The 12,519-nt window shown below is 61.6% G+C and carries 14 protein-coding genes; 4 read left to right on the top strand and 10 right to left on the bottom strand.

What is annotated here, in order from left to right; all coding sequences use genetic code 11:
• Positions 1-10: 10 nt before the first annotated feature.
• The 5 genes from CTR2_RS14535 to guaB all read right to left on the bottom strand — a co-directional run bounded on the left by CTR2_RS14535 (position 11) and on the right by guaB (position 4,621).
• Positions 11-547 carry an Arm DNA-binding domain-containing protein gene (locus tag CTR2_RS14535; protein WP_087084582.1) on the bottom strand — a complete coding sequence of 179 codons (537 nt, stop codon included), beginning with the start codon at positions 545-547 and terminating at the stop codon, positions 11-13.
• A gap of 141 nt (positions 548-688) precedes the next feature.
• Positions 689-2,305: a glutamine-hydrolyzing GMP synthase gene (guaA, locus tag CTR2_RS14530; RefSeq protein WP_087084583.1), complete on the bottom strand. Its 1,617-nt coding sequence runs from the start codon at positions 2,303-2,305 to the stop codon at positions 689-691.
• A gap of 33 nt (positions 2,306-2,338) precedes the next feature.
• The gene (locus tag CTR2_RS14525; RefSeq protein WP_087083188.1) at positions 2,339-2,779 is read right to left on the bottom strand and encodes a type II toxin-antitoxin system VapC family toxin; all 441 of its coding nucleotides are present in this window, start codon (positions 2,777-2,779) and stop codon (positions 2,339-2,341) included.
• A complete protein-coding gene (locus tag CTR2_RS14520; RefSeq protein WP_087083190.1) occupies positions 2,776-3,048 on the bottom strand; it encodes a type II toxin-antitoxin system Phd/YefM family antitoxin in 273 nt (90 codons plus the stop codon). The genes CTR2_RS14525 and CTR2_RS14520 overlap by 4 nt, the downstream gene beginning before the upstream one ends.
• 97 nt (positions 3,049-3,145) lie before the next feature.
• Entirely contained in the window at positions 3,146-4,621 is a 1,476-nt protein-coding gene (gene guaB, locus CTR2_RS14515) for an IMP dehydrogenase (RefSeq protein ID WP_087083192.1), read from the bottom strand.
• Between the two features lie 97 nt (positions 4,622-4,718).
• On the opposite strand from guaB, the gene CTR2_RS14510 reads away from it, so the two are divergent.
• Positions 4,719-5,228 carry a DUF4124 domain-containing protein gene (locus CTR2_RS14510; RefSeq protein WP_087083194.1) on the top strand — a complete coding sequence of 170 codons (510 nt, stop codon included), beginning with the start codon at positions 4,719-4,721 and terminating at the stop codon, positions 5,226-5,228.
• A gap of 77 nt (positions 5,229-5,305) precedes the next feature.
• Here the strand turns inward: CTR2_RS14510 and CTR2_RS14505 are convergent, their stop codons facing one another.
• On the bottom strand, positions 5,306-5,668 hold the full coding sequence (locus tag CTR2_RS14505) for an RnfH family protein (protein WP_087083196.1): 363 nt from the start codon (positions 5,666-5,668) through the stop codon (positions 5,306-5,308).
• A complete protein-coding gene (locus CTR2_RS14500) occupies positions 5,661-6,113 on the bottom strand; it encodes a type II toxin-antitoxin system RatA family toxin (protein WP_087083198.1) in 453 nt (150 codons plus the stop codon). Before CTR2_RS14500 ends, CTR2_RS14505 begins: the two co-directional genes overlap by 8 nt.
• Before the next feature lie 159 nt (positions 6,114-6,272).
• Here CTR2_RS14500 and smpB point away from each other — a divergent pair, with 159 nt between their 5' ends.
• Together smpB and CTR2_RS14490 are read left to right on the top strand one after the other, a co-directional pair.
• Complete coding sequence (smpB, locus tag CTR2_RS14495; RefSeq protein WP_003054725.1) at positions 6,273-6,746, top strand: SsrA-binding protein SmpB; 474 nt, start codon at positions 6,273-6,275, stop codon at positions 6,744-6,746.
• 103 nt (positions 6,747-6,849) lie between these two features.
• Positions 6,850-7,248: a DUF4259 domain-containing protein gene (locus CTR2_RS14490; RefSeq protein ID WP_087083200.1), complete on the top strand. Its 399-nt coding sequence runs from the start codon at positions 6,850-6,852 to the stop codon at positions 7,246-7,248.
• 58 nt (positions 7,249-7,306) lie between these two features.
• Here CTR2_RS14490 and CTR2_RS14485 read toward each other — a convergent pair whose 3' ends face one another.
• Positions 7,307-7,600, bottom strand: a complete 294-nt coding sequence (locus CTR2_RS14485) for a hypothetical protein (protein WP_087083202.1) — start codon at positions 7,598-7,600, stop codon at positions 7,307-7,309.
• Positions 7,601-7,810: 210 nt separating this feature from the next.
• Here CTR2_RS14485 and alaS point away from each other — a divergent pair, with 210 nt between their 5' ends.
• A complete protein-coding gene (gene alaS / locus CTR2_RS14480) occupies positions 7,811-10,435 on the top strand; it encodes an alanine--tRNA ligase (RefSeq protein WP_087083204.1) in 2,625 nt (874 codons plus the stop codon).
• 241 nt (positions 10,436-10,676) lie between these two features.
• Here the strand turns inward: alaS and trmB are convergent, their stop codons facing one another.
• Positions 10,677-11,411 (bottom strand): tRNA (guanosine(46)-N7)-methyltransferase TrmB, encoded by a 735-nt coding sequence (gene trmB, locus CTR2_RS14475; protein ID WP_087083206.1) that lies wholly within the window; start codon positions 11,409-11,411, stop codon positions 10,677-10,679.
• 29 nt (positions 11,412-11,440) lie between these two features.
• On the bottom strand, positions 11,441-12,499 hold the full coding sequence (gene gluQRS, locus CTR2_RS14470) for a tRNA glutamyl-Q(34) synthetase GluQRS (protein ID WP_087083207.1): 1,059 nt from the start codon (positions 12,497-12,499) through the stop codon (positions 11,441-11,443).
• Positions 12,500-12,519: the final 20 nt, after the last annotated feature.

Here is a 12,519-nt window from a genome sequence, read left to right as displayed (position 1 = left end):
CAGTTTTCGTTCAGGTCTTTCTTCCGGCTCTTTGATCGTATGCAGTACTTGTAATGCGCGTATCGTGGTGACCGGGCCCAATCGATTCTAGGAGCCTGCTCGGCGGAACCTTATGTAGCTTTCCGAACCGGCCTTGGAGATCGCGCTCATCGACCGAGTGGCGCATGTCACGGGTGTTGTCGGCCATCCAGTGGCCCTTGATCCATTTCTCGGCCCACTTGCCAGACGTTCCGTCAGCTCCGTCGTGGGACTTGGTGCGGATCTTCTCGCGGACAGGGCTGATGCCTTCTTGAACCAGCTTCTTCGCTGTCAGCTGATTTTCACGGGCTGCAGCGAGCGCTATCCCGCCGATACCATACGCGCCAATTGTCAGCGTCTCCTGGCAGTCGTTGATCCTATAGTTATAGCGGAAGCTTATTCCTCCACCAGCGGTTACGGCCACACAGAGGCCATCTCGATCAGTGACTTTGTAGAGCTTGCCAGCGGGCTTGAGAGAGCGGATCTTGGTATCGACGAGGCGGATGGTATGGGCGACGCTCGGTGCCATGCAAAGTGCCATCGAAACCCGCCGACTTCGTAAGACCGGCTAGTTCCAGATAGGACTAGATGGAAATGAAAAAAGCCCGTGAAAACACGGGCTTACATGCGAAAAAAATCTAAAGGCTGCGTGTCAGTTCACGACAGCCCTTTATTCCCACTCGATGGTCGCTGGGGGCTTGGTGCTCACGTCGTAGGTGACACGGTTGATGCCGCGCACTTCGTTGATGATGCGGCCAGAGACCTTCTTGAGCAGGCCGTAGGGCAGCTCGGCCCAGTCGGCAGTCATGAAGTCGCTGGTGACCACGGCGCGCAGGGCCACGACGTAGTCGTAGGTGCGGCCGTCGCCCATCACGCCCACGCTCTTGACGGGCAGGAACACGGTGAAGGCCTGGCTGGTCAGGTCGTACCAGCTCTTGCCGGTCTTTTCGTCGATCCAGTTGTTCAGCTCTTCGATGAAGATGGCATCTGCGCGGCGCAGCAGGTCGGCATATTCCTTCTTCACTTCGCCCAGAATACGTACGCCCAGGCCGGGGCCGGGGAAGGGGTGGCGGTAGACCATGCCGCGGGGCAGGCCCAGGGCCACGCCCAGTTCGCGCACTTCGTCCTTGAACAGGTCGCGCAGGGGCTCCAGCAGCTTCAGGCCCAGCTGCTCGGGCAGGCCGCCGACGTTGTGGTGGCTCTTGATGGTGACGGCCTTCTTGCTCTTGGCGCCGCCCGATTCGATCACGTCGGGGTAGATGGTGCCCTGGGCCAGGAAGGTGGCACCCTTGGAGCCGGCGTTGGCAGCCTTGAGCTTTTCGGCCTCGGCCTTGAATACGTCCACGAACAGGCGGCCGATGATCTTGCGCTTTTGCTCGGGCTCGGACACGCTGGCCAGCTCGCCCAGGAACAGGGCGGAGGCATCGACGCGCACGACCTTGGCGTGCAGCTTGCCTTCGAACATATCCATGACCATATCGCCTTCGTTCAGGCGCAGCAGGCCGTGATCGACGAACACGCAGGTCAGCTGGTCGCCGATGGCGCGGTGGATCAGGGCGGCAGCCACGGACGAATCCACGCCGCCGGACAGACCCAGGATCACTTCTTCGTCGCCCACCTGCTCGCGGATCTTGGCCACGGCTTCTTCGATGTAGTCGCCCATGATCCAGTCGGCTTGCGTGCCGCAGATGTCGAGCACAAAGCGGTTGAGCAGTGCCTGGCCCTGCACGGTGTGCGTGACTTCGGGGTGGAACTGCACGGCGTAGTAGCGACGCGCTTCATCGGCCATGCCGGCGATGGGGCAGGAGGGCGTGGAGGCCATGACCTTGAAGCCTGGAGGCAGTTCGGTGACCTTGTCGCCGTGGCTCATCCATACCTTGAGCATGCCGTGGCCTTCGGCCGTGGCGAAGTCTTCGATGCCTTCCAGCAGCTTGGTGTGGCCATGGGCGCGCACTTCGGCGTAACCGAATTCACGGGTGTTGGAGCCTTCGACCTTGCCGCCCAGCTGGGTGGCCATGGTCTGCATGCCGTAGCAAATGCCCAGCACGGGCAGGTTCAGCTCGAACACGGCGTCGGGAGCGCGGTCGTCCACTTCGTAGACGGAGGCATGGCTGCCCGACAGGATAATGCCCTTGAGCTTGCCGTCGGCGGCAAACTCGCGCACCCAGTCGCTGCTCACATCGCAGGGGTGGACTTCGCAGTAGACATTGGCTTCGCGCACGCGGCGGGCAATCAGCTGTGTGACCTGGGAGCCGAAGTCCAGAATAAGAATCTTGTCGTGTTGCATGGTGATCAAGGGCAAGAGGGTGGCAAAAAGGGATTAGAAATCTTCGGGAGCCCAGACGGTGACGCCGCTTCTGCGGGCGGCCGCCATCTGGGCTGCGTCGAATGTGGCCAGCGGCAGGCGCAGCGATTGCGCCAGCCACAGGTAGGCGGCATCGTAGGTGGGCAGGCCCGTGTCCAGCGCCACATCCAGCACGGCCTTGTGCTGTGCAGGAGCCAGGTCGTGCAACTCTACGCGATGGCGAATGGCTTCCAGCACGCCCCACAAGCCTTCGACCGAAGTCTGTGGAATACGGCCATTATTCACGCCCGATGCAATCAGGTTGCCGCATTCCCACTGCCAGAGGTTAGGGGCTTGCGGGTCCACTTCGTCGCGGCGAATACGGGTGTAAAGGCGTCTGGTGTGCTCGCTGGCGCCGTCAGGCAGCAACCAGGCGGCGGTGACGGATGCATCAAGCACAAAAGCGGTGGCGCTCATGCCTGGCTCCGTCCTGTGTGGCGCAGGCCGGTGATGCTGTCAGCGGCGGTCGTCGCAACTGCTGGCGCTTTCACCGTCTGCTGCAGAGCCGAGATCTGCTCCAGCTCACGGGCAATTTGCTCATCGGTGATCACGGGCTTGCGGCGCATGGGCAACATGCGCACAACCTCCTTGCCGTGGCGCGTGATGCGCACTTCCTCGCCTTGCTCGACCATTTCGACCAGGGCGGAAAAGCGGCTTTTGGCTTCGTAAATACCGATAGATTGCATGGCGGAAAACAAAAAATCTGGCTAGAACCAGTAGTTCAGGCCAGATTTTAGCATTCTGACCAGATTTTTCAATCTGGTCAGATTTCAAGGGACTTGCTCAGTCAGCGCGGTAGTTGGGCGCTTCCTTGGTGATCTGCACGTCATGCACATGAGATTCACGGATGCCGGCTGCGGTGATTTCCACAAACTCGGCCTTCTGGTTCATCTCGGAGATCGTGGCGCAACCGCAGTAGCCCATGGAGGCGCGCACGCCGCCGGCCATCTGGTAGACGATGGAGACCATGGAGCCCTTGTAGGGCACGCGGCCTTCGATACCTTCGGGAACCAGCTTGTCGGCATTGGGGTTGCCGGTGGAGGATTCCTGGAAGTAGCGGTCGGCCGAGCCCTGCTGCATGGCACCGATGGAGCCCATGCCGCGGTAGCTCTTGTACGAGCGGCCCTGGTACAGAATCACTTCGCCAGGCGCTTCTTCGGTGCCGGCAAACATGCCGCCCATCATGATGGTGGAGGCGCCTGCGGCCAGAGCCTTGGAGATGTCGCCGGAGAAGCGGATGCCGCCGTCACCGATCAGGGGCACGCCGGTACCCTTCAGGGCGTCGGCCACATTGGAGATGGCCATGATCTGGGGCACGCCCACACCAGCCACGATACGGGTGGTGCAGATGGAGCCGGGGCCGATACCGACCTTGACCGCGTCGGCGCCGGCTTCAACCAGAGCCAGAGCGGCAGCGCCGGTGGCAATATTGCCGCCGATGACATCCACCTGGGGGTAGTTCTGCTTGACCCAGCGCACGCGATCGATCACGCCCTTGGAGTGGCCGTGAGCCGTGTCCACCACGATCGCGTCCACGCCGGCCTTGACCAGCAGTTCCACGCGCTCTTCGGTACCAGCACCCACGCCGACAGCGGCAGCCACGCGAAGGCGGCCCGATGCGTCACGCGCGGCATTGGGGAAGGTGGTTTGCTTGTTGATGTCCTTGACAGTGATCAGGCCCTTGAGTTCAAAGGCGTCGTTGACCACCAGGATTCGTTCGAGCTTGTGCTTGTTCAGCAGTGCCTTGGCTTCTGCAGGGCTGGTGCCGTCTTTTTCATTGACGGTGATCAGCTTTTCGCGGGGCGTCATGATCTGGCTGACCTTGACGTCGTAGCGGGTCTCGAAGCGCAGATCGCGGCTGGTCACGATGCCGACTACCTTGCCGCCGTCGCACACGGGGAAGCCCGAAATGCCGCGTTCTTCCGACAGCTGCAGCACTTGCAGCACGGTGTGTTCGGGAGTGATGACCACAGGGTCGTGCACCACACCGGATTCGTGGCGCTTGACCTTGGACACTTCAGCGGCTTGCTGCTCGGCTGTCATGTTCTTGTGGATCACGCCGATACCGCCTTCTTGCGCAATGGCGATGGCCAGACGCGCTTCGGTCACCGTGTCCATGGCGGCAGACACCAGGGGCAGGTTCAGGCGGATATTGCGAGTGAATTGGGTGGCGAGAGAAACGTCCTTGGGCAGGACTTCGGAGTAGGCGGGAACGAGCAGGACGTCGTCAAAGGTCAGTGCTTTTCCGAGAAGGCGCATGTGATGGCTCCAAAAGAAAGATTGTACCTGTGACTTGCCGCACAATGTGGGCTCGTGACCCAGAATCCCCAACGCCAGTCCAAGACTTATTGACTCCATGCACGCCATCAAGTTCGCTTTGTTTGCAGCCATTGCCTGCTGCACGGTCCCCGCAATTGCCCAGTGGCAATGGATTGATGGTCAGGGGCGCAAGGTGTTCAGCGACAGGGCTCCGCCGGCCGATATCCCTGCCAAGAATATTTTGCGCAGCCCCGGTGGCGCAAAGCCTGCGGCGCCTGTGGCCGTGCCTGAAGCCAGTGCGGCTGCCGCCAAGCCTTCGGCGGACAAAGGCGTGGACAAAGGGCTGGAAGAGCAAAAGCGCAAGATGCAGGAGCAGGAAGCAGCCAAGACCCAGGCCGACAGACTGCAGAAGGAAAAGCAGCGCCAGGACAATTGCAATCGTGCCAGGCAGGCCAAGGCAACCCTGGCGTCGGGCCGCTTGCTCTCCCAGGTGAATGCCAAGGGCGAACGTGGCTTCATGGACGAGGCTGCGCGCGATGCCGAGATCAAGCGCGCCGATGCCGTGATTGCTTCCGATTGCGGGCCCATGGCAGAGCCGGCGCAATAGTCGCCGGGGCCTTCGCCGGGGTCTCGATAAAAAAGCGCCATCAGAAGGCGCTTTTTTTGAGTCCCGCTGACTGCTGGCTAGTAGCCAGCCTTGGCTCCGTCTCTCTGGCGTTTGAAAAGCCCGGCGCTGCGCGCGCCCTGACGGGCAAAGCGTTCGCGTCGGGCAACCTTGGGGTCTACGGTCAGCGGTCGATAGACCTCCAGACGATCTCCATGCTTGAGAACCTGGCCCGGATTCGCGACTTTGCCCCAGATGCCGACCATGCCGGCCAAGGGTTCGGGCAGTTGCAGGTCCGACAAGGCTGTTGGGGCGGTCATGGCGTCCAGCGCCTGCTGGACAGTGCTGCCAGCGGGAAGCTGTAACAAGGCTTCCTGCACGGCGCCGGAGCAGGGCGATAGGCAGACCGTGATGTCGATAACCTCGGGCAGAGCATCAGCCATAGATCTGCTCGGCGCGCTTGATGAAGGCGTCGACCATGGAGCCTGCGATGCGGTCGAAGACCGGGCCGATGATGGCGGCCACGGCACCGTTGTCGAAGCCGTAGTCCAGCTGCAGCTCGACCTTGCAGGCGCGTTGCGTGCCGTCGCCTACGGGATGAAAGCGCCAGTGGCCTTCAAGACGCGAGAAAGGTCCTTTGACCAGACGCATGCTGACCTGCTTGCCGCCGTCATCCATGCTACTGTTCGTGTTGCGCGTCACGAAAGACTTGCGCAGTCCGCTGAACGCAATACCCACCTCGGCTGTCATACCTGTGTCGTCCTGCTCCAGAATCTTGGCATGATCGCACCAGGGCAGAAAGTCGGCATAGTGGGCCACGTCCGTCACGAGGGCAAACATTTCTTCGGGGCTGTACCAGATGAGGACGGACTTGTTGACGTTTTTCATGAACAAAGAGCAATCAGCAGGGCGCAAGAGCAGGGAATTGGCCTAGGCCAATACACCCAGAGGCGCGATGCGAAACTAAAATCATCGCTCAGAGGCGAGACGGCAATCCAGTATTGTAGGGAGAGCTTTCATCTCCGGTCCGCCTGCAACTAATATTCCATGGCCAAGAAACCAGAAACATCGTCGCGCATTGCCGACAATAAAAAAGCAGCTTTCAACTATTTCTTCGAGGAGCGCCACGAAGCCGGCATGGTGCTGCACGGCTGGGAGGTCAAGGCCCTGCGCAGCGGCAAGGTGCAGCTCACCGATGGCTATGTGCTGATCAAGGACGGAGAGCTGTTCCTGCTGGGCTGCCAGATCAACCCGCTCAAGACGGCTTCCACCCACGTCAATCCCGACTCGGCACGTATCAAGAAGCTGCTCTTGAAAAAGGACGAGATCAAGCGCCTCGTCGGCAAGGTGGAGCAAAAGGGCTATACCCTGGTGCCCATCAATCTGCACTGGAAGAACGGTTACGTGAAATGCGAGATCGCCCTGGCCAAGGGCAAGGCCGAGCATGACAAGCGCGATGTGATCAAGGACCGAGAAGGCAAGCGCGAGGTGGAGCGCGCCATGAAAAATCGCAACCGTTGACCTGCCGCGCCTGGATCGATCTTCCGCGCTGACACAGTTTTGACATCAAGGCCCGCTATGTTGAGCCTTGCTTTACTGACATATCGCTGCAAGGAGTTTGGTCATGGGTACTTGGTCGCACGGCAATTTCGATAACGACACCGCATTGGACTGGCTGGCGGATATCACGGGCCAGCTCATCGATGAAATTGCCGAGGCCCTGGACTCGCCCGAGGCCTTGCAGGCGGGCGAGCCCGAGTCTGATCTGGTTCCCTGCCGCATCGAGCTTCTGTGCGCCATGGCCGAAAGCGGCATGCATCCGCTGTGGCCGGATCTGCAGACGCTGGAGCAATGGAAAGCCACTTATCTGCAGGCCTGGGACCAGAGCATCGACGAGCTGGAGCCGGAAGAAGGCTACAAGCAGGACCGTCGCGTCGCAATCATCGAGACCTTCGACCGCATGATCGCTCTGGCCGCAGCAGAAGAGGAAGAGGGCGCCGAGGAAGACTGGGGCGAAGAGTAAGTCTCTGAGTCACGCAGGACGCGTGCCAGGGGGCCCGGGCTTGCCCGTCGCAGCTGCTTCAGGGGTTTTCGCCGTAGCGGGTCTTGAAGTCGAACTCGAGGCGCTCGCAGTCTTCGGGGGACCTGAACTCCTGGGTCTTGCGCTCGGTCTCGGGCTTGGCCGTCTGCTTCCAGCAGATCTTGATGGTTTCAGCTTCCGTCCAGCGCTGCTTGCTGAGTGGATCGTCCATGAACTGGCCGACGAGCATGAGCGCGCCAAAGATGATCACGGGCAGGGCGATGAGCCAGACCACCAGGCGGTTTTTGGCAGGGGCAGCGGGCTTGGAGGTCTCGGTTTGGGGTGTGTCGCTCATAGTGGTTGCCGATTATCCGCAAGCCGATGATGAAGACATTAATGCAACGCATGAAAATTCATGATCGCTGTTATCGGCACAAGGCCGCGCGGGTATGTAGCTGCAAACCTATAATGTTCGGCTGATTTGCCTGTCTGCGCAGCTCCTGAAAAAGCAGCGCCGGGCCGTACTGATCGCAGGCGTCATGCAGGCGTCTTCATACCAAACACCATGAGTACACCCACTTTTTCCGTTGCGGACATCCGCAAGACGTTCCTGGATTTCTACGCTTCCAAGGGCCACACGGTTGTCGCGTCCAGCTCGCTGGTTCCCGGCAACGATCCGACGCTGATGTTCACCAACTCCGGCATGGTGCAGTTCAAGGATGTGTTCCTCGGCACGGACAAGCGTCCCTACAATCGCGCAACTTCGGTGCAGGCCTGCCTGCGCGCCGGCGGCAAGCACAACGACCTGGAAAACGTGGGCTACACCGCGCGCCACCACACGTTCTTCGAAATGCTGGGCAACTGGTCCTTCGGCGACTACTTCAAGAAGGAGTCCATCGAGTGGGGCTGGGAGCTGCTGACCAAGGTTTTCGGCCTGCCCGCCGAGAAGCTGCTGGCCACGGTCTATCACGAAGACGACGAAGCCTATGACATCTGGAAGAACGTCATCGGCCTGCCTGCCGAGCGCATCATTCGCATCGGCGACAACAAGGGCGGCAAGTACAAGAGCGACAACTTCTGGATGATGGCCGACACTGGCCCCTGCGGCCCCTGCTCGGAAATCTTCTACGACCACGGCGAGCACATTGCCGGCGGCCCTCCCGGCTCGCCTGACGAAGACGGCGACCGCTTCATCGAGATCTGGAACCATGTGTTCATGCAGTTCGACATGAAGGAAGACGGCTCCGTGGTGAAGCTGCCTGCGCCCTGCGTGGACACCGGCATGGGCCTGGAGCGTCTGGCTGCCATCCTGCAGCATGTGCACAGCAACTACGAGATCGACCTGTTCCAGGCATTGATCAAGGCTGCCGGCCGCGAAACCCACACAGAAGATCTGAGCACTCCTTCCCTGAAGGTGATTGCCGACCATATCCGCGCGACCTCCTTCCTGGTGTCCGACGGTGTGATTCCTTCCAACGAAGGTCGCGGCTATGTGCAGCGCCGCATCATCCGTCGAGCCATCCGTCACGGCTACAAGCTGGGTCAGAAGACTCCCTTCTTCCACAAGCTGGTGGCCGACCTGGTTGTCCAGATGGGCGATGCCTATCCCAAGCTCAAGGAGCAGGAAGCGCATATCACCAGCGTGCTCAAGGCCGAGGAAGAGCGTTTCTTCGAGACCCTGGCCAACGGCATGGAAATCCTGGACAGCGCACTGGCCGGTGACGTCAAGGTGCTGCCCGGCGATGTGGCCTTCAAGCTGCATGACACCTACGGCTTCCCGCTGGACCTGTCCAACGACGTGGCGCGCGAGCGTGGCGTGACGGTGGACGAGGCAGGCTTCAACGCCGCCATGCAGCACCAGAAGGAAACGGCCCGCGCAGCCGGCAAGTTCAAGATGGACCGCGCGCTGGAATACACGGGGGACGCCAATGTGTTCACCGGCTACGACAAGCTGGCCGAGGCTGCCAAGATCGTCGCGCTGTACGCCGATGGCGTGAGCGTGAATGAACTCCAGGCCGGCCAAAACGGTGTCGTGGTGCTGGACACAACCCCCTTCTACGCCGAATCCGGCGGCCAGGTCGGCGACCAGGGCGTGATTGCCGCAGGCGGAAACCGCTTTGCCGTGGAAGATACGCTCAAGATCAAGGCCGATGTATTCGGTCACCACGGCCAGCTGGAATCCGGCAGCCTGAAGGTGGGCGATGCCGTTGAAGCACAGGTGGATACCGCCGTGCGCGCTGCGACCATGCGCAACCACTCGGTCACACACATCATGCACAAGGCCTTGCGCGAAGTGCTGGGCGGCCATGTGCAGCAAAAGGGCTCGCTAGTCAATGCCGAGCGTACCCGCTTCGACTTTGCGCACAACGCCCCGGTGACGGCCGAGCAGATCCGCGAGATCGAAGCCCGCGTCAATGCCGAGGTGCTGGCCAACACCGCTACCGATGCGCGCGTGATGGATATCGAGTCGGCCCAGAAGACCGGCGCGATGATGCTGTTCGGCGAGAAGTACGGCGAAACCGTGCGCGTGCTGGACATCGGCTCCAGCCGCGAACTCTGTGGCGGCACTCATGTCAGCCGTACCGGCGACATCGGCCTGTTCAAGGTGGTGGGCGAATCCGGTGTGGCCGCTGGCGTGCGCCGTATCGAAGGCATTACCGGCGAAAACGCGCTGGCCTATCTGCAGTCGCTGGAGTCCACTGTGGACCAGGCTGCAGCCGCTTTCAAGGCCCCTGTGGCCGAGCTGACCAACCGCATCGGCGGTGCACTGGATCAGATCAAGGCACTGGAAAAGGAAATCGCTGCGCTCAAGGGCAAGCTGGCTTCCAGCCAGGGTGATGAACTGGCCACGCAGGCAGCCGACGTCAATGGTGTCAAGGTGCTGGCCGCCAAGCTCGAAGGCGCCGATGCCAAGACCTTGCGCGACACCATGGACAAGCTCAAGGACAAGCTGGGCGCAGCCGTGATCGTGCTGGTTGCCGTGGATGGCGACAAGGTGCAATTGGCTGCAGGCGTGACCAAGGCTGAAACTGCCAAGGTCAAGGCTGGCGAGCTGGTGAACTTTGTGGCCCAGCAAGTGGGCGGCAAGGGCGGTGGCAAGCCCGATATGGCTATGGCCGGTGGCACCGACGCCGCAGCCGTGCCCGCAGCGCTGGCCAGCGTGCAGGCCTGGGTGGCCGAGCGCCTGTAAGCGTATCGGAAAAGGCAGCTGGGCTGCCTTGCCCAAAAACAAAACGCTCCTCGATGAGGAGCGTTTTTTATTGTTGGAGCGAACCCTTGGAAACTGGCATAACCCAAGTCGGAGACACCGAGGAAGGGCCTGGGCCGGCCGCGCCGCCCCGCACCGAGGGTGTCGTCCCCCTTTCCTTAGCGCGAAGCGCGTAGAGAAAGGGGGCGCCCGGCTAGGGGAGGGCGCAAAGCGCATCAGGGGGTTACTTCTTCCTGAACACCAGATCCCAGACGCCATGACCGAGGCGAATGCCGCGGTTTTCGAATTTGGTCAGGGGGCGGTAGTCGGGCTTTTCGGCGTAGTTCTCGGCCGTGTTCTGCAGCATGGGTTCTGCGTTCAGCACTTCCAGAATCTGCACTGCATAGGGCTCCCAGTCGGTGGCGCAGTGGATGTAGCCACCGGGCTTGATGCGAGCGGCCAGCTTGGCGATCAGCGGGCTCTGGATCAGGCGGCGCTTGTTGTGCTTTTTCTTGTGCCAGGGATCGGGGAAGAAGATGTGCACGCCGTCGATCGAGGCTTCGGGCAGCATGTTGTCGATGACTTCCACGGCATCGTGCTGCAGGATGCGGATGTTCTCGATCTCCTGCTCGCCAATGCGCTTGAGCAGCGCGCCCACGCCGGGCTCGTGCACTTCGCAGCACAGGAAATTATCGTCGGGGCGCACGCGGGCGATATGGGCGGTGGCTTCACCCATGCCGAAGCCGATCTCCAGAATCAGCTTGCCGCCGCGGCCATAGGCGGCTGTGGCGTCCAGAGGAGCCTTCTGGTATTGCAGCAGAAAGCGCGGACCCAGTTCTTCAAAAGCCTTGGCCTGGCCCGTGGTGGTACGGCCGGCGCGGCGTACATAGCTTTTGATGGTCTTGGGATAGGCCACGCCTTCGGGCGCCTGGCCTTGGGATGCTGCGGATGCGTCAGCGGCTGGCACGTTTTCGGCCATATCGGTGGTAGGTGTTGGATTTGAAGAAGTCACGGGGCGATATTGTAGGTTTGGCGCCAGCACCGGACCCAGAAGTCCAGCGCCAAAGGCAAGGCGCTTGCGGGGCTTTCGCTGCTGCAGGATGCGACTGCGGGCGCTTGTGGCAGGCCGAGCTGCTGCGCCGCGCCAGAAAGCACGGTCAGCGGCTGGCTGACATCCACGGCCGGTGCGCCATGCTGTTTGGAGAGCTTTTCTCCGTTTTCCATACAGACCAGCGGCGTGTGCAGATAGCGCGGCTGGGGCAGGCCCAGGGCGCACTGCAGCATTAGCTGGCGCGGGGTGTTGTCTGCCAGGTCTTCGCCGCGCACCACATCGGTGATGGCTTGCTCGGCATCGTCGACGACCACGGCCAGCTGGTAGGCCCAGAGCCCGTCCGCTCGGCGCAGCACAAAGTCGCCGACGCTGGCGAGCAGGTCTTGCTGCTGCGCGCCCAGACGCCGGTCCTGCCAGTGCAGCACGGGGCGCTTGCTTTCCAGGAAAGAGTGCCCGATTGCTTTGCTTTGCGTAGCTGCTTGCGCTTGTTGGTAGGGTGTTTGGGGCTGATTTTCTTGTAATTCATGCACCTGCTGCTCCAGCGCAAAGCGCCAGGCTCTGGCCGGCTTGCCTTGCAGGCCATGACGGCAGGTTCCGGGGTAGGGTCGCTCCACATGGCGCTCGTGAGCCAGTCCCTGTGCCTGCCAGGCGGCTTCGATATCCTTGCGCGTGCAGCCGCAGGGGTAGGCCATTTTTTGCGCCTGCAGCTGTTGCAGGGCTTTTTCATAGAGTGCATGGCGTTGCGACTGCCAGACCACGGGGGCATCGGAGTGCAGGCCGCAGGCGGCCAGCTGGCGCAGGATTTCCTGGTCGGCGCCTGCCTGGCAGCGTGGTGGATCGATGTCTTCGATGCGAATCAGCCAGCGTCCGCGGTGGGCGCGTGCATCCAGCCAGCTGGCCAGCGCTGCGACCAGAGAGCCGGCATGCAGCGGCCCGGTGGGAGAGGGCGCAAAGCGCCCGATATACGGCCCCGTACAGGGACCGCTGGAGGAGGGACGGGAGAGGGCCGCAGTCATGAGGGACGCCATCTTACGCC

The sequence above is a fragment of the Comamonas thiooxydans genome (genome assembly GCF_002157685.2).
In the GTDB taxonomy this organism is placed as follows: domain Bacteria; phylum Pseudomonadota; class Gammaproteobacteria; order Burkholderiales; family Burkholderiaceae_C; genus Comamonas; species Comamonas testosteroni_H.
This window is presented reverse-complemented; position numbering and strand designations above follow the sequence as displayed.